18 protein-coding genes are annotated in these 15,244 nt (G+C 72.2%); 5 read left to right on the forward strand and 13 right to left on the reverse strand.

Going from position 1 to position 15,244, the window contains the following annotated elements:
- Nucleotides 1-103: 103 nt before the first annotated feature.
- Genes hisF through hisD form a run of 8 tightly spaced genes read right to left on the reverse strand, consistent with a single transcriptional unit; the run spans nucleotide 104 to nucleotide 5,824 of the window.
- Complete coding sequence (gene hisF, locus ACQB60_RS01665) at nucleotides 104-859, reverse strand: imidazole glycerol phosphate synthase subunit HisF (RefSeq protein ID WP_384842194.1); 756 nt, start codon at nucleotides 857-859, stop codon at nucleotides 104-106.
- Nucleotides 856-1,254, reverse strand: coding sequence for a RidA family protein (locus ACQB60_RS01670; RefSeq protein ID WP_496923984.1), 399 nt, complete (start codon nucleotides 1,252-1,254; stop codon nucleotides 856-858). Before ACQB60_RS01670 ends, hisF begins: the two co-directional genes overlap by 4 nt.
- Nucleotides 1,251-1,991, reverse strand: coding sequence for a bifunctional 1-(5-phosphoribosyl)-5-((5-phosphoribosylamino)methylideneamino)imidazole-4-carboxamide isomerase/phosphoribosylanthranilate isomerase PriA (gene priA / locus ACQB60_RS01675; protein WP_496923985.1), 741 nt, complete (start codon nucleotides 1,989-1,991; stop codon nucleotides 1,251-1,253). Before priA ends, ACQB60_RS01670 begins: the two co-directional genes overlap by 4 nt.
- On the reverse strand, nucleotides 1,988-2,626 hold the full coding sequence (gene hisH, locus ACQB60_RS01680) for an imidazole glycerol phosphate synthase subunit HisH (protein WP_496923986.1): 639 nt from the start codon (nucleotides 2,624-2,626) through the stop codon (nucleotides 1,988-1,990). Before hisH ends, priA begins: the two co-directional genes overlap by 4 nt.
- Before the next feature lie 11 nt (nucleotides 2,627-2,637).
- Nucleotides 2,638-2,802 (reverse strand): CG2302 family histidine operon protein, encoded by a 165-nt coding sequence (locus ACQB60_RS01685; protein ID WP_062781233.1) that lies wholly within the window; start codon nucleotides 2,800-2,802, stop codon nucleotides 2,638-2,640.
- Between the two features lie 3 nt (nucleotides 2,803-2,805).
- On the reverse strand, nucleotides 2,806-3,399 hold the full coding sequence (hisB, locus tag ACQB60_RS01690; RefSeq protein WP_496923987.1) for an imidazoleglycerol-phosphate dehydratase HisB: 594 nt from the start codon (nucleotides 3,397-3,399) through the stop codon (nucleotides 2,806-2,808).
- On the reverse strand, nucleotides 3,396-4,496 hold the full coding sequence (locus tag ACQB60_RS01695; protein ID WP_496923988.1) for a histidinol-phosphate transaminase: 1,101 nt from the start codon (nucleotides 4,494-4,496) through the stop codon (nucleotides 3,396-3,398). Before ACQB60_RS01695 ends, hisB begins: the two co-directional genes overlap by 4 nt.
- The gene (gene hisD, locus ACQB60_RS01700) at nucleotides 4,493-5,824 is read right to left on the reverse strand and encodes a histidinol dehydrogenase (protein WP_496923989.1); all 1,332 of its coding nucleotides are present in this window, start codon (nucleotides 5,822-5,824) and stop codon (nucleotides 4,493-4,495) included. Before hisD ends, ACQB60_RS01695 begins: the two co-directional genes overlap by 4 nt.
- A 285-nt stretch (nucleotides 5,825-6,109) precedes the next feature.
- On the opposite strand from hisD, the gene ACQB60_RS01705 reads away from it, so the two are divergent.
- The 4 genes from ACQB60_RS01705 to ybaK all read left to right on the forward strand — a co-directional run bounded on the left by ACQB60_RS01705 (nucleotide 6,110) and on the right by ybaK (nucleotide 10,048).
- Nucleotides 6,110-7,621, forward strand: coding sequence for an oxidoreductase (locus ACQB60_RS01705; protein ID WP_496924748.1), 1,512 nt, complete (start codon nucleotides 6,110-6,112; stop codon nucleotides 7,619-7,621).
- Nucleotides 7,622-7,750: 129 nt separating this feature from the next.
- Nucleotides 7,751-8,758, forward strand: a complete 1,008-nt coding sequence (locus ACQB60_RS01710; protein WP_496924749.1) for a hypothetical protein — start codon at nucleotides 7,751-7,753, stop codon at nucleotides 8,756-8,758.
- A gap of 31 nt (nucleotides 8,759-8,789) precedes the next feature.
- The gene (locus tag ACQB60_RS01715; RefSeq protein WP_496923990.1) at nucleotides 8,790-9,530 is read left to right on the forward strand and encodes an LON peptidase substrate-binding domain-containing protein; all 741 of its coding nucleotides are present in this window, start codon (nucleotides 8,790-8,792) and stop codon (nucleotides 9,528-9,530) included.
- 17 nt (nucleotides 9,531-9,547) lie between these two features.
- A complete protein-coding gene (gene ybaK, locus ACQB60_RS01720; protein ID WP_496923991.1) occupies nucleotides 9,548-10,048 on the forward strand; it encodes a Cys-tRNA(Pro) deacylase in 501 nt (166 codons plus the stop codon).
- Nucleotides 10,049-10,189: 141 nt separating this feature from the next.
- Here ybaK and ACQB60_RS01725 read toward each other — a convergent pair whose 3' ends face one another.
- From ACQB60_RS01725 to ACQB60_RS01740, 4 genes are all read right to left on the reverse strand, one after another.
- The gene (locus ACQB60_RS01725) at nucleotides 10,190-10,846 is read right to left on the reverse strand and encodes a DUF2567 domain-containing protein (protein WP_496923992.1); all 657 of its coding nucleotides are present in this window, start codon (nucleotides 10,844-10,846) and stop codon (nucleotides 10,190-10,192) included.
- A 34-nt stretch (nucleotides 10,847-10,880) separates the two neighbouring features.
- A complete protein-coding gene (locus ACQB60_RS01730; protein WP_496923993.1) occupies nucleotides 10,881-11,702 on the reverse strand; it encodes an ABC transporter permease in 822 nt (273 codons plus the stop codon).
- A gap of 94 nt (nucleotides 11,703-11,796) precedes the next feature.
- Nucleotides 11,797-12,831 carry an ABC transporter ATP-binding protein gene (locus ACQB60_RS01735; protein ID WP_496923994.1) on the reverse strand — a complete coding sequence of 345 codons (1,035 nt, stop codon included), beginning with the start codon at nucleotides 12,829-12,831 and terminating at the stop codon, nucleotides 11,797-11,799.
- 167 nt (nucleotides 12,832-12,998) lie between these two features.
- Nucleotides 12,999-14,228, reverse strand: coding sequence for an NYN domain-containing protein (locus ACQB60_RS01740; RefSeq protein WP_496923995.1), 1,230 nt, complete (start codon nucleotides 14,226-14,228; stop codon nucleotides 12,999-13,001).
- 364 nt (nucleotides 14,229-14,592) lie between these two features.
- Here ACQB60_RS01740 and ACQB60_RS01745 point away from each other — a divergent pair, with 364 nt between their 5' ends.
- Nucleotides 14,593-14,772 (forward strand): hypothetical protein, encoded by a 180-nt coding sequence (locus tag ACQB60_RS01745; protein WP_384842153.1) that lies wholly within the window; start codon nucleotides 14,593-14,595, stop codon nucleotides 14,770-14,772.
- Between the two features lie 106 nt (nucleotides 14,773-14,878).
- Here the strand turns inward: ACQB60_RS01745 and ACQB60_RS01750 are convergent, their stop codons facing one another.
- Entirely contained in the window at nucleotides 14,879-15,127 is a 249-nt protein-coding gene (locus tag ACQB60_RS01750) for a hypothetical protein (protein ID WP_496923996.1), read from the reverse strand.
- Between the last annotated feature and the right edge of the window lie 117 nt (nucleotides 15,128-15,244).

Here is a 15,244-nt window from a genome sequence, read left to right on the forward strand (position 1 = left end):
AAGAAAAGTTGCGCAACAAGTCTTGCGCAACTTTCCCTTCGTATCTGGGCAAGACGAAGCCCCGGCCACCACAGGCGACCGGGGCCCCACAAAAGCGACGGGCTCAGCGCACGGGATGTCCCGCCTCGCGCAGCGTCTGCTTGACCTCGCCGATCCGCAGATCCCCGAAGTGGAAGACCGACGCCGCGAGCACCGCGTCCGCGCCCGCCGCGACCGCCGGCGGGAAGTGGTCGAGGCGGCCCGCGCCGCCGGACGCGATGACCGGCACCGTGACGTGCTTGCGTACGGCCTCGATCATCTCGATGTCGTAGCCGTCCTTCGTGCCGTCCGCGTCCATCGAGTTGAGCAGGATCTCGCCCGCGCCCAGCTCGGCGGCCCGGTGGGCCCATTCGACGGCGTCGATCCCGGCGGACCTGCGGCCGCCGTGGGTGGTCACCTCGAAGGAGCCCGACTCGGTGCGGCGGGCGTCGACCGACAGGACCAGGACCTGGCGGCCGAAGCGCTCGGCGATCTCGCGGATCAGCTCGGGGCGGGCGATCGCGGCCGTGTTGACCCCGACCTTGTCCGCGCCCGCGCGCAGCAGCTTGTCGACGTCGTCGGCGGTGCGCACGCCGCCGCCGACCGTGAGCGGGATGAAGACCTGCTCGGCGGTGCGGCGCACCACGTCGTACGTGGTCTCGCGGTTGCCGGAGGACGCGGTGATGTCGAGGAAGGTCAGCTCGTCGGCGCCCTCCGCGTCGTACACCTTGGCCATCTCGACGGGGTCGCCCGCGTCACGCAGGTTCTGGAAGTTGACGCCCTTGACGACCCGGCCGTTGTCGACGTCCAGGCAGGGGATGACTCGTACGGCGAGGGTCATGACTGCGGGGTTCCTCTGAATGCTTCGAGTTCCACTTCGACCAGGATGCGCGGGTCGACGAAGCCGGAGACGACGGCCATGGTCGTCACGGGCCGGACGCCGCCGAAGACCTCTTTGTGGGCCCGGCCGACCTCGTCGACGTCCCGCGCGTGGGTCAGCAGCAGCCGGGTGCGGATCACGGACTCGGCGCCGAGCCCGAACTGGCCGATCGCGTCGAGGGCGTTGGCGAAGGCGACGCGCGCCTGCTCATAGGGATCGCCCTCGCCGTACAGGACGTCGCCCTTGAAGGACGTCGTCCCGCCGACCACCACCCGGTCGCCCGCCGCGACGGCGCGCGCGAAGCCGTACGCGTCCTCCCAGGGACTGCCGCTCTGCACCCGCAGCACATCACTCATGACGACACCGCCTCCAGGGCCTCTTCCAGCGTGAACGCCTTCGCGTACAGCGCCTTGCCGACGATGGAGCCCTCGACGCCCAGCGGCACGAGCTCCGCGATGGCGCGCAGGTCGTCGAGCGAGGACACGCCGCCGGAGGCGACCACCGGGCGGTCCGTCGCCGCGCAGACGTTCTTCAGGAGCTCCAGGTTGGGGCCCTGCAGCGTGCCGTCCTTGGCGATGTCGGTGACCACGTAGCGGGCGCAGCCCTCGGCGTTCAGGCGCTCCAGGGTCTCGTAGAGGTCGCCGCCGTCGCGGGTCCAGCCGCGGCCGCGCAGCGTGGTGCCCCGTACGTCCAGGCCGACCGCGATCTTGTCGCCGTGCTCGGCGATGACCTTGGCGACCCACTCGGGGGTCTCCAGGGCGGCGGTGCCGAGGTTGACGCGGGTGCAGCCGGTGGCCAGGGCGGCGGCGAGCGTGGCGTCGTCGCGGATGCCGCCGGACAGCTCCACCTTGATGTCCATGGCCTCGGTGACCTCGCGGACCAGGGCGCGGTTGTCGCCGGTGCCGAAGGCCGCGTCCAGGTCGACCAGGTGCAGCCACTCGGCGCCCGAGCGCTGCCAGGAGAGGGCGGCCTGGAGCGGCGAGCCGTAGGAGGTCTCGCTGCCGGACTCGCCGTGCACGAGGCGGACGGCCTGGCCGTCGCGGACGTCGACGGCGGGGAGCAGTTCGAGCTTGTTCGTGGGGGAAGCAGTCACAGTACGGAGATCCAGTTCTTGAGCAGCTGAGCTCCGGCGTCGCCGGACTTCTCGGGGTGGAACTGGGTGGCCCACAGCGCGCCGTTCTCCACGGCGGCCACGAAGGGCTCGCCGTGCGTCGACCAGGTCACCTTCGGGGCGCGGAAGTTGGGGTTGCCGACCTCGAAGTCCCAGTGGTGCACCGCGTAGGAGTGCACGAAGTAGTAGCGGGCGTCGGCGTCGAGGCCCGCGAAGAGCTGGGAGTCCTCGGGCGCCTCGACGGTGTTCCAGCCCATGTGCGGCACGATGTCGGCCTTCAGGGGCTCGACGGTGCCCGGCCACTCGTCCAGGCCCTCGGCCTCGACGCCGTGCTCGATGCCGCGCGCGAAGAGGATCTGCATGCCGACGCAGATGCCCATGACGGGGCGCCCGCCGGCGAGACGGCGGCCCACGACCCAGTCGCCGCGCGCCTCCTTCAGACCCTTCATGCACGCCTCGAAGGCGCCGACGCCGGGGACGAGCAGCCCGTCGGCGTTCATGGCCCTGTCGTAGTCGCGGGTGATCTCGACGTCGGCGCCCGCGCGGGCGAGGGCGCGCTCGGCGGAACGGACGTTCCCGAAGCCGTAGTCGAAGACGACAACTTTCTTGTCAGTCATGGCAGTTCAGGTCAATTCCAGTAGTCGAGCCGCAGGATCCCCGCGGCCAGGCACATGACGGCGCCGATGGAGAGCAACGTGATCAGGCTCTTCGGCATCCCCTGCTTGACGAAGGAGATGACGCCGCCGATCAGGAAGAGGCCGACGACGATGAGGATGGTGTTGAGGCCGGTCATCGCTTACAGCGCACCCTTCGTGGACGGAAGGATGCCCGCCGCGCGCGGGTCGCGCTCACAGGCGTAGCGCAGCGCGCGGGCCAGGGCCTTGAACTGGCACTCCACGATGTGGTGGGCGTTGCGCCCGTACGGCACGTGCACGTGCAGCGCGATCTGCGCCTGCGCGACGAAGGACTCCAGGATGTGCCGGGTCATCGTCGTGTCGTACTCGCCGATCATCGGCGCCATGTTCTCGGGCTCGGTGTGCACCAGGTACGGGCGGCCGCTGAGGTCCACCGTCACCTGGGCGAGCGACTCGTCCAGCGGCACCGTGCAGTTGCCGAAGCGGTAGATGCCGACCTTGTCGCCGAGGGCCTGCTTGAAGGCGGCGCCGAGGGCGAGAGCGGTGTCCTCGATGGTGTGGTGCGAGTCGATGTGCAGGTCGCCCTCGGTCTTGACCGTGAGGTCGAAGAGGCCGTGGCGGCCGAGCTGGTCGAGCATGTGGTCGTAGAAGCCGACCCCGGTCGACACGTCGACCTGTCCGGTGCCGTCGAGGTCGATCTCGACGACGACGGAGGTCTCCTTGGTGGTGCGCTCCACGCGTCCTACGCGGCTCATGCTCCGAACTCCTTCTTCACTTCACGGGCCGCGTCCAGGAACGCGTCGTTCTCTTCCGGGGTCCCCACGGTCACCCGCAGCCGTCCCGGTACTCCGTTGTCACGGATCAGGACGCCGCGGTCGAGGATGAACTGCCAGACGGCATGCGGGTCTTCGAAGACACCGAACTGGATGAAGTTGGCGTCGGCGACGGTCACCTCGAAACCGAGGCCCGTCAACTCCTCGACCACGCGGTCCCGTTCGGCCTTCAGCTGCTCGACGTACTGGAGCAGCGTGTCGGTGTACTCCAGGGCGGCGAGCGCCGTCGCCTGGTTCACGGCCGACAAGTGGTAGGGCAGGCGCACCAGCTGGACCGCGTCGACCACGGCCGGGTCGGCGGCGAGGTAGCCGAGCCGGAGCCCGGCGGCGCCGAACGCCTTGGACATGGTGCGCGAGATCACCAGGTTCGGGCGGCCCTCGATCAGCGGCAGGAGCGATGCGCCGTGGCTGAACTCGGTGTACGCCTCGTCGACGACGACGATCGCGTCCTGCCCGGCCGCCTCGTACAGCGCGAGGACGTCCTCGCGGGCGACCGCGTTGCCCGTGGGGTTGTTGGGGCTGGTGATGAAGACGACGTGCGGCTTGTGGGTGCGGATCGCCTCGACGGCGCCCGGCACGTCCAGGGAGAAGTCGTCGCGGCGCGGGGCGCTCGCCCACCCCGTATTGGTGCCGCGGGCGAGCAGCGGGTGCATCGAGTACGAGGGCTCGAAGCCGAGCGCCGTGCGGCCGGGGCCGCCGAACGCCTGGAGGAGCTGCTGGAGCACCTCGTTCGACCCGTTGGCCGCCCACACCTGCTCGAAGCCGACCCCGAAGCCGGTCGTGCGGGTCAGATAGCGGGCCAGCTCGGTGCGGAGCTCGACCGCGTCCCGGTCGGGGTAGCGGTTGAGGTGGCGGGCGGCGTCGGCGACGCGCTCGGCGATCCGCCGCACGAGGGGCTCGGGCAGGGGGTACGGGTTCTCGTTCGTGTTCAGGCGGACGGCGACGTCCAACTGCGGGGCGCCGTAAGGGGACTTGCCGCGCAGCTCGTCGCGCACGGGAAGGTCGTCGATCCGGGTCACTGGCCGGGCACCTTCCATCCGAAGCGCGCCTTGACGGCGGCGCCGTGCGCGGGCAGGTCCTCGGCCTCGGCGAGCGTCACCACGTGGTGGGCGACGTCGGCGAGGGCGTCCTTCGTGTAGTCCACGACGTGGATGCCGCGCAGGAAGGACTGCACGGACAGGCCCGAGGAGTGGCAGGCGCAGCCGCCGGTGGGCAGCACGTGGTTGGAGCCCGCGCAGTAGTCGCCCAGGGAGACCGGGGCCCAGGGGCCGACGAAGATCGCGCCCGCGTTCTGCACCCGGTCGGCGAGGGCGGCGGCGTCGGCGGTCTGGATCTCCAGGTGCTCCGCGCCGTACGCGTCGACGACCTTGAGGCCCTCCTCCAGGCCGTCGACCAGGACGATCGCCGACTGCTGCCCCTTGAGGGCGGGCACGATCCGGTCCTCGATGTGCTTGGTGGCCGCGACCTGCGGCTCCAGCTCCTGCTCGACGGCCTCGGCGAGCGCCGGCGAGTCGGTGACCAGGACGGCGGCGGCGAGCGGGTCGTGCTCGGCCTGGCTGATCAGGTCGGAGGCGACGTGCGCCGGGTCGGCCGTGTCGTCCGCGAGGATCGCGATCTCGGTCGGGCCGGCCTCGGCGTCGATGCCGATCCTGCCGGTGAAGTAGCGCTTGGCGGCGGCGACCCAGATGTTGCCGGGCCCGGTGACCATGTTGGCCGGGGGGCAGGACTCGGTACCGTACGCGAACATCGCGACGGCGGTGGCACCGCCGGCCGCGTACACCTCGTCGACGCCGAGCAGCGCGCAGGCGGCGAGGATCGTCGGGTGCGGCAGACCGCCGAAGTCGGCCTGCGCCGGGGAGGCGAGGGCGATCGACTCGACGCCCGCCTCCTGCGCGGGCACGACGTTCATGACCACCGACGACGGGTACACCGACCGGCCGCCCGGCGCGTACAGCCCGACGCGCTCGACCGGCACCCACTTCTCGGTGACCGTGCCGCCGGGCACGACCTGCGTGGTGTGCGGGGCGCGGCGCTGGGCGCGGTGGACGGTGCGGGCGCGGCGGATGGACTCCTCCAGGGCCGCGCGCACGGCGGGGTCGAGGGCCGCGAGGGCGTCCTTGAGGGCCTGCTCGGGAACCCGTACGGACTCCAGCCGCACGCCGTCGAACTTCTCCGCGTACTCGATCAGCGCCGCGTCGCCCCGATGATGCACGTCCTCGCAGATGGGCCGGACCTTTTCCAGGGCGGCCGCGACGTCGAAGTCGGCACGGGGCAGCAGAGCGCGAAGGGCGGCACCCGACGGAAAGTCCGTGAGGGAGTCGCTGCGCAGATCGATTCGAGAGATCACATGCCCAATTCTCTCAGACCCCGGTTTCCGGCCGGACGTCCGTATCACTGGCTGATACGAGCGCCCCACCCTGGCTGATACGAAGCCGACCCGTCCCGTAAGACCGCGTTCACCACTAGCGTTCAGGCCGTCACTGAACGGGCATGAACAGTTGTACGAGGCACGGGTGCGCCCGCGGCAGAGGTACATGCAGGAACGGGGAGGACAACAGCAGTGGTCGACGGCACCACCACGGATCCGTCCATCGGGGACCCGCCCGACGAGCTGACCGCGGCGGAGGTGGGCATGTGGCAGGCGTTCCGCAACGGCAGCGTGTACGACCTGCGCTCCGGTGACCCGGCGGAGGACGATCCGCACGGCGGCCACCCCTGGGGTCCCGAGCGCAGCGTGCGGGCGCGCATCGTCGCCTGGCTGCTGCTGGACGGGCCGCCAGCCCTGCCCGGCCGGGTCTCGTCCCTGAAGCTCGCCGGGCTCCAGATCACGGACACCCTCGACCTCGCGGGCGGCAGCGTCGTGCCCTACGCGGAGCTGAAGCACTGCCGCTTCGAGAAGGAGATCCTGCTCCCCGAGGCCCACTTCACGACGCTGCGCCTGGTCGACTGCTCGATCCCGCGCCTGGAGGCGGCCCGCATCCACACAGAGGGCGACCTGCACCTGCCGCGCTGCCGGATCCACAACGGCGTCCGGCTCACCGACGCCCAGATCGGCACGGACCTGCTGCTCAACCAGGCCGTGATCTACCGGGACCGGCGCGGCTCCTCGATCATGGGCGACGGGCTCAGCGTGGGCCAGGACCTGCAGGCCGAGATGATGGAGTCGCACGGCGTCGTCAGCCTGCGCGGCGCGAAGATCGGCGTCTCGCTCAGCCTGCGCGGCAGCCGCCTGGCCAATCCGTACGGCCCGCGCGCGCTCAACGCCCCGCAGCTGACCGTCGAGCGCAGCCTGTATCTGACCCCGGCCGGGGTCAGCCCGCTGCAGTCCAGCGGCGCCACCCCGGCGCGCGGCACCCGCGTGCAGCGCTTCGAGTGCCAGGGCGGCATCCGCCTGGACGACGGCCGCTTCGGCGACGCCGTCGACTTCGCCCAGGCCCGCTTCGAGCTGCAGAACGACCAGGAGGTGTCGCTGCGCCGCGTCCAGACCCCCGAGCTGCGCTTCCTCGGCGAAGCCCCCCGGCGCGGCAAGGTCGTCCTGTCCGGCGCGAAGGTGGTCAACCTGATGGACAAGGCCGTCAGCTGGCCCGGCCCCGGCCGGCTCCAGATGGGCGGCTTCACCTACGAGAACCTCGTCCCGCAGGGCGGCTTCCCGCTGTCGCGGCGGATCGAGTGGGTCTCGGCCGCGACCGCCGAGTACAACCCGGAGCCGTACGAGCGGCTGGCCACCGTCCTGCGCAACGGCGGCGAGGACGCGGACGCCCGCGAGGTGCTCCTCGCCAAGCAGCGGCGCCGCCGCGAGACCCTGCCGCTGGCCGCGAAGGTGTGGGGCTTCGCGCAGGACTGGACGGTCGCCTACGGGTACCGGCCGGGCCGGGCGGCGCTGTGGATGGCGGTCCTGTGGGCGATCAGCGCGGTGGCGTTCTCCCGGGCCGACCACCCGGCGATCAAGCCGGGCGAGCACCCGCACTGGAACCCGGCGCTGTTCACGCTCGACCTGCTGCTCCCCGTGATCGACCTGGGCCAGGGCAACTACTGGATGCTGCGCGGCGGCTGGCAGTGGTTCGCGACGGCCCTGATCCTGCTCGGCTGGATCCTGGCGACGACGGTGGCGGCGGGCGCGACGCGGCTGCTGCGCAGAAGCTGAACCGTTATCGGCCGCCAGGCAACCCCCTGAAATTCTCAGCCGTCCTCCCACCGCAAGCATCAAGTCCGCCCGGCGGAGGGGGAGGTGGGGGTCGTGCCACTGCTGCGCGCGCTCATCCGCACCGCCCGCATGATCCGGCACACCCCGGCCCTCGCCGCGGGCCTGCCCGCCGACGACGAGGTGCTGCTCGACGCCCCGGACGAGCAGCTCGCGCCCGCCCTCGTCGCCGCCGGTCACGGCGATCACGGCCCCGCCGCCAAGCTCCTCGCCGCGACCCGCGAGAGCGCCGAGTGGGAGAACCGCGACCGCTACACGGCCCGGCTCGCCACCTTCGCCCGCTCCCGGCCCGAGTGGTTCGACGCCTGGCAGGAGGCGGCGCCGCACGACCCGGACGCCCTCCTGGTCCGGGCCGAGCTCGCGGTCCTCACCGGCTGGGAGTCGCCCGCCCGCGCCGAGATCCTGCGCGGGTCGGGCCCGCTGGTCGCCGCGGCCGCCGAGGCCGACCCGCGCGACCCGGTGCCCTGGCGCATCGCCCTCGACCACGCGCGCGGCGCCCATGTCCCGCGCTCCGACTTCGACCGGCTGTGGGCCGAGGCGGTCCGCCGCTCCCCGCACCACTACGGCTGCCACGCCTCGGCCCTGCAGTACCTCTCGGCCGCCTGGTACGGCTCGCACCGCGCGTGCTTCGCCTTCGCCGAGGAGGCAGCGGGGCAGACGCTCTCCGGGTCCCTGGTGCGGGCGCTGCCGGTCCGGGCCGCCTTCGCGTATCTCACGAGCCCCTCGAATCCCATGGGTGTGGCGCGAAGCGTCTCGATGAGGGGCGGTGGTCGGGAGACGGGCGGGCGCGTGCCGCGCGAGCGCCTGGACGCCGCCGCCGATCTCGCGATCGCGCTCTCCCGGGAGTACGAGGCGGGCGACCCCTACCCCGCCGAGGTCCGCAACCTCCTCACCTACGTCCTGGTCAGGCTGGAGCGCTGGCCGGAGGCCCTGGAGCAGCTGCGCCTGATCGGGCGGTACGCGACGTCGTTCCCGTGGGACCGGATCTCCTCGGATCCGCTCGGCCAGTTCCTGGAACTCCGCGACGGCGTACGCATCGAGGTGGCCTCCACGACGCCGCTGCGGGCTCCGCGCGGCTAGCGGACCCGGGCGACCATTAGGCTTGCCGTTCGTGACCACCGTCCGGCTCCCGCTCTTCCCGCTCAACTCGGTGCTGTTCCCGGGGCTCGTGCTGCCCCTGAACGTCTTCGAGGAGCGTTATCGCGCCATGATGCGCGAGCTGCTGAAGTCCCCCGAGGAGGACCAGCGCCAGTTCGCCGTCGTCGCGATCCGCGACGGCCTCGAGGTGGCGCCGAGCGCCCCGGGCCTGCCCGACCAGACCTCGGTGCCCGAGCTGGGCCCCGCCGCGGGCTTCGGCGACGACCCCGCGCACGCCTTCCACGCGGTGGGCTGCATCGCGGACGCGGCCACCATCCGGGAGCGCCCCGACGGCGGCTTCGAGGTCCTGGCCACCGGCACGACGCGGGTGCGGCTGCACTCCGTCGACGCCTCGGGGGCGTTCCTCACGGCCGAGGTCGAGGAGCTGGAGGAGGAGCCGGGCGAGGGCGCGGGGACGCTCGCGGAGGGCGTCCTGCGGGCGTTCAAGAGCTACCAGAAGCGGCTCGCCGGGGCCCGGGAGCGGTCCCTGTCGACGGGCGCGGAGCTGCCGGACGACCCGTCGGTCGTCTCGTACCTGGTCGCCGCGGCGGCCGTCCTGGACACCCCCACGAAGCAGCGCCTCCTGGAGGCCGAGACCACGGCGGCCCGGCTGCACGACGAGCTGAAACTCCTGCGCGCGGAGACCGCCGTGATCCGTAAGCTGCCGTCGCTGCCCGCGACGGACCTCACCCGCGGGCCGACGAGTCTCAACTGACGTAAGGCGCGAGGACCTTGGCGAAGAAGCAGAAGAAGCAGCAGTCCGGGGGGACCCCGGCGACCGTGGCCCTGACCGCCGCGGGCGTCGCGTACACGGTCCACGCCTACGAGCACGACCCCGCCCACCCCTCGTACGGCGAGGAGGCCGCCGAGGCCATGGGCGTCTCCCCCGACCGGGTCTTCAAGACGCTGGTCGCGGAGGTCGACGGCGAGCTGACCGTCGCCGTCGTGCCCGTCGCGGGCTCCCTCGACCTGAAGGCGCTGGCCGCCGCGGTCTCCGGCAAGCGGGCCGTGATGGCCGACCCGGCCGCCGCCGAGCGCACCACGGGCTATGTGCGCGGCGGGATCTCACCGCTGGGCCAGCGCAAGAAGCTCCGCACCGTCCTGGACGACTCGGCCTCGGCGCACGCCACGATCTGCGTCTCGGCGGGCCGCCGCGGCCTCGAGGTGGAGCTGGCGCCCGCGGATCTGGCGGCACAGACGGGCGCGGTCCTGGCACCGGTCGGAAGGGCCTGATCTCGCCCCTGCTCCGCGCGCACCCCCTCGACGAAGTGCATGCCCTCGGCTAAGTACCGAGGACATGTCGAAGAAGACGCGCAAGCGGAAGTGGCGGGTCAAGAAGGGCCGGGCCAACCACGGGAGGCGCCCGGCGTAGCGCTACTGGACGGGGCCCGCGTCCTCGTACGGCGTCGGATAGAGCGCGGGCTCCGGGTCGCGCGGCCCGAACAGCGCGGTCAGGCCCAGATGCAGGGCCATCGCGGCGACGGGCCACGCCAGCAGCGCGCCCTTGGCCTTGAGCTCCAGGGGTGCGTCGAACACGACGCCCTTGCCGACCTGCTTGGCGTGCGCGACGACGTCCGTCTCGGGGCCGAACCAGCCGCCGACCTTCCAGGCGAGCAGCGAGCCGAGCAGCCCGCCGAGCGCGAGCCCGACCACCAGCGGGATGCCGCCGCGCCTGCGGACCAGGAAGACGACGACGGCGCTGAGCAGGCCGAAGCCGAGCCCGAGCAGGGTGAACGTTCCGTCTACACCGATCGCCTGCTCGCCCTCGGTGTCCTTGAGGTAGACCGCGGTGTTGTCCGCGATGAGCGGGATGCGCGGTGCGAGCCAGAGCCAGAGCAGTCCGAGCAGCACTCCGCTGACCGCGACCGCGACCATGATCACTAGGGCCTGCAGCACTTCGACGTGCACGCCGGGCCCGTTCTCCTCGTACGCCTGCGGGGACATGGCTCCTGAGGGCTGAGCGTCGGACGGCCAGGACTCGTGCGGGGGTTCGTTGTGCGGCGGTTGGGAGGGTGTCAGCGGTGCGGTCACCCACACATGGTGCCAGCCCCTGCTGTGGACCGCGTCACCGGACGGCCGCTCGGCGGTACGCCCAGGTCGCCACGGCCAGCGAGGCGACGCCGACGCCCGCGCAGACGGCCAGGTCGAGGGCGACGACGGCCCAGTCCGGGTGCGGCCCGAAGGTGCGCGCGAAGGCTTCGACCCCGTACGTGGACGGCAGCAGGTCCCGCGCGAACTGCAGCACCTGCGGCATCCGGTCGGCCGGGAGCACCCCGAGCAGCAGCGCCGCCGACATCCCCAACTGGCCGAGCAGCGTGGCCAGTTCGGGCCGCGGCGCGAGCAGCCCGAGCGCCGCCCCGAGCCCGGCGAGCGCGGCGCCCGCGAGCGGGATGACCGCGGCGAGCACCCACAGGTGCGTCAGCGGGAGCCCGAAGAGCCCGCACCCCACGACGGCCGTGACGAGGGTCCCCGGCACCGTGAAGGAGGCGTACGCGGCCGCGGCGCCGAGCACCACGGCGGCGGGCGGCACGGGCAGCGTGGCGTAGTGGTCGAGCCCGCCGTCGGCCCGCAGCTGCCCGAAGTACTGGGCGAGCAGATTGAGCGCGACGAACGCGACGACGAGCACGGACGACCCGGCGACCACGGCCCGCGCCTCCCCGCCCCCGTCCACGACGCCCCGCATCAGGATCATGATCCCGACGGACTGGAAGGTCGCGACGAACAGCAGCGGGATCCGGGCGACCCGCGCCCGGGACAGCTGTGCGCGGTAGACCGCCGAGAGGGCGGGCAGCAGCCGCGCCCGCGCCCCGAGAGGCGCCGCCTCACTCACGGCACGGGCCCCGTCGTCCTCGGCCCGCACGACGGCTTCCAAGGGCACCGCGCTCACCGGCCACCACTCCTGGTCTCGTACGTACAAGGGCTCACGTCTTGGGTCACGCCTGCGGTCATGTCTCCGGTCATGTCTCCGGCCACGTCTCCGGTCACGCCTTCACCAGCCCCTGCCCGCTCCCGCCGAGCGCCAGGTAGACGTCCTCCAGGCTCGGCGTCGCCAGCGTGAAGTCGTCGAGCGCCGCGAAGGCGGCCCCGCCCGTGACCGCGGCGACGGCGGCCCGCGCCTCGTCCGGGGCGAGCCGCAGCGACCAGCGGCGCCCCGACTCCACGGCGGACGACCGGAGCGCGGCCACCTCGGGCACGTCGACGGGCGCCTTCTCCCGCCACACCAGCTCCACGCGCACCTCGCCCGCGACCCGCTCCTTCAGGCCCACGGGGGTGTCGCAGGCGATGACCTTGCCGCGGTCCAGGACGGCGACGCGGTCGAGGACGGTCTCGGCCTCGATGACGTTGTGGGTGACGAGCACGACGGTCGAGCCGGACTCGGCCCGGCGCCGGTCGACCGCGGCCCAGACCGCGCGCCGGGCGACGGGGTCCATGCCGGTCGTCGGCTCGTCGAGCACGAGCAGCGGCCGCTCCCCCACCAGCGCGGTGGCGAAGCAGGCGAGCCTGCGCTGCCCGCCGGAGAGCTTCTTCAGGGGCCGGGAGGCGAGCGGCGTCAGGGCCAGCTCGTCCAGCACGGCGTCCCGCTCCGCACGGGCGCTCCTCGCGTCGAGGCCGCGCAGCCGCCCGGTGGTCTCGACGGCGAGCGAGACGGTCAGCTCGTCCAGGGCGGTGGACTCCTGCCCCAGGTACGCGAGGATGCGCGCGGCCCGCTCGGGGTGGCGGACGATGTCGTGCCCGAGGATCTCGACGCTGCCGCTGTCCGGGCGCATCAGCCCGGTGAGCTGCCGCACGAGGGTCGACTTCCCGGCGCCGTTGGGCCCGAGCAGCCCGAAGATCTCGCCGCGCCTGACCTCCAGGCAGATCCCGTCGGTGGCGCGCACCTGCGGCGTCGCGGGTCTGCCGCGGCCGCCCCGGGCGGCCGGATAGGTCTTGACGAGGTCGCGCACCGCGCAGACGGCACCCCGGTCGTGTCCTTGCCGGTGCCCCTGCCGGACTGCCTGTGCCGAGCGCGTACTCACGAAGGACGAGAGTACGGGGTCCGATGTCCGGTATGGCGCACGGGGGGATATCAAGCCTGTCCGGCGATCGAGGACGAGCCGCCGAGCGGCGACGGGGGGCCAGGGGCGCAGCCCCGGACGGCGCCCCTCCCCCAAGCCGGGCAGGAGCACGGAGTGCGCCCCACGACTCAGTCCCCCGCGGGAGCGTGCTCCGCCGCGGTACGGACGTCGATCTCCCGCCAGAAGCCCGCCCGGATCGCGTACCGGTCGTGCTCGTCGATCTGGTCGTCCTTGTGGGCGAGCAGTCCGAAGCGCGCGGCGTACCGCAGCAGCTCGCCGTCGATGCGGTGCGGGATGCGCGGGTACATCGTCGACAGCTTCTGGAGGTTGTGCTGCTCGGGCAGGCGCGCCATCCAGCGGCGGGCGAAGACCTGGCCCACCTCGTAGGGGTCGCCGCCCACCGTGGTGATGTCCTCCTCGCGGTCGGCCCACCGCTGCTCGGCGGTGGTGAGCTGGGCGAGGGTCGGCAGCGCGGCGGCCTCGGGCCCCTCGGCGGCGCCGGGGGGACGCTCGACCCAGCCCTTGTCGGAGGACCAGCGCAGCGTCGCGTTGGTGTGCTCCTTGCCGACGGGTGTGCCGGGGCCGCGCAGGGCGGCGAGGTCCTTGGGGGTGGGGACGCCCTTCGCGGCGGGGATGCGCTCTCCGGTGCCGTTGGCCCCGCCGGGTGCGGGCTCGGTGTGCGGGGCCGCCTGGGCCTCGTCGGCGGACGGGGCGGCGGCAGCGGCGAGCGCGGACTCGGGCAGCGGCGCCGAGAGGATCGCGGCGATCTCGGGGCGCGGCACGGGCGGCGCGGCGCAGACCCCGCCGAGCTCCTTGGCGCGGACGGCCTTGGTGATCCAGGTGCGGTCCAGGACGCGGCGCTCGTCGGCCTCCGCGACCAGGTCCTCGGACTGGTTGTAGTCGCCGTCCGCGGCCTGCACGGCCCACAGGTGGACGGCGACGCCGTGCTCCTTGGCGGCCATCATGCCGGGCAGCAGATCGCCGTCCCCGGTGACGAGCACGACGTCGGAGCAGGCGCGGTTGCGGGCGAGCTCGGTGAGCTCGGCGTGCATCGCGGCGTCCACCCCCTTCTGTGCCCAGCGGCCGTCGCTGCGGGTCAGGGCGCCGAGCCGGACGGTGACCCGGGGCATGACCCGCAGCCTGCGGTGCTCCGGCTGCGGTACGCGGTCGGGGGCGCCGTCGAACCAGTAGATGCGCAGCAGGGGGCGCTCGGTGTCCGATTCGGCGCGGTCGCGCAGGCCCTGGATGAGGGCCGTGTGATCAACGGTGATCCGGGACCGGGACGGCTCTCCCGCGAGCAGACTCGCGGCGGCCCCCAGCAGATAGCCGGCGTCCACCAGGACGATGCAGCGGTCCACGCGATCCACCCTCTTTCCCTGGATATTCCCTGGAAGTAACGGAAGGAAGTAACTGAAAGTACCGAGGTCTTGAGATCTTGGAACATCTGAACCCCCGGGCGACCGCCAGGAATCCGTGAAGGAACGCCGGGATCACTTGCGGGACGCTTCGGGTTTCCTTCGAGTCTGCCCGACCTGGCGGGGCTTAACGGCCCGAACTCGATCTTCGGCGTGGCGTATCGGCAACTTCGGCTGAACGCCCCCCTTGTCAACGCCGCGCGCTGCCCATATCACGCACGGTAATTCTCCAAAATGCGCAGCTTGTCGCCCTATGTGAATCTGGTCGCATCCTGGCCCCCAGATCCCCCTCAGGAGGAAGATCACCATGGCCAAGAACAAGAACCGCAAGCAGGGCGGACAGCAGAATCGCGCGTCCTCGGCGGAGCAGGCGGCGGAGCAGGCCAAGTCCTCCGCGACGGAAGCCCAGTCGGCGATGGAGTCGCAGGCCCAGGGTTCCCCGGCGGACGTCGCCCGTAAGCACCAGCGCCGCTTTGGCCACAACTGACGCCACCGGCAGGGGTATTGATCCGCACGTGATCCACCCCAGGCACGACGAAGGGGCACCCCCGGACTCCGGGGGTGCCCCTTCGCGCGTACGGCCCGCGCGCGCCCTACTCGCCGAATCCGTGCCGCTCGTGGGCGACCATGAACGACCGCGGATCCTGCATCTCGGAGACGCGCGGCCGCACCACCTTGCGGCCGCCCTGGATCACCTCGTAGGCGAGCCGCACGTGCGACACCCGCTCGTTCAACTCCATGCCCGGGAAGTAGGACTTGAGGGAACTCTGCGCCGTCCACGGGGACTGGTGCGCCTCCCTGAGCAGAAATACGGCCTTGTCGACGGCGGCGGCGTTCGTCATGAAACTCATCCCTCACACGAAAAACTAGATGCACCATGCATCTTCTAGATGCATGGTGCACCTTACTCCGCGAGATGTCCGCTTTAAGTAAGTAAAGCCCTTCTTTGCCGTGCTTTA

Origin of the sequence: Streptomyces odontotermitis, assembly GCF_050510915.1 — a bacterium.
GTDB lineage: Bacteria > Actinomycetota > Actinomycetes > Streptomycetales > Streptomycetaceae > Streptomyces.

Coding starts and splice junctions, on each gene's coding strand:
- ACQB60_RS01710 (WP_496924749.1), top strand. CDS start 7,751: ATGATCCGGCACACCCCGGCCCTCGCCGCGGGCCTGCCCGCCGACGAC.
- ACQB60_RS01670 (WP_496923984.1), bottom strand. CDS start 1,254: ATGAGTGATGTGCTGCGGGTGCAGAGCGGCAGTCCCTGGGAGGACGCG.
- ACQB60_RS01745 (WP_384842153.1), top strand. CDS start 14,593: ATGGCCAAGAACAAGAACCGCAAGCAGGGCGGACAGCAGAATCGCGCG.
- ACQB60_RS01685 (WP_062781233.1), bottom strand. CDS start 2,802: ATGACCGGCCTCAACACCATCCTCATCGTCGTCGGCCTCTTCCTGATC.
- ACQB60_RS01705 (WP_496924748.1), top strand. CDS start 6,110: ATGTGGCAGGCGTTCCGCAACGGCAGCGTGTACGACCTGCGCTCCGGT.
- hisB (WP_496923987.1), bottom strand. CDS start 3,399: ATGAGCCGCGTAGGACGCGTGGAGCGCACCACCAAGGAGACCTCCGTC.
- ACQB60_RS01750 (WP_496923996.1), bottom strand. CDS start 15,127: ATGACGAACGCCGCCGCCGTCGACAAGGCCGTATTTCTGCTCAGGGAG.
- hisF (WP_384842194.1), bottom strand. CDS start 859: ATGACCCTCGCCGTACGAGTCATCCCCTGCCTGGACGTCGACAACGGC.
- hisH (WP_496923986.1), bottom strand. CDS start 2,626: ATGACTGACAAGAAAGTTGTCGTCTTCGACTACGGCTTCGGGAACGTC.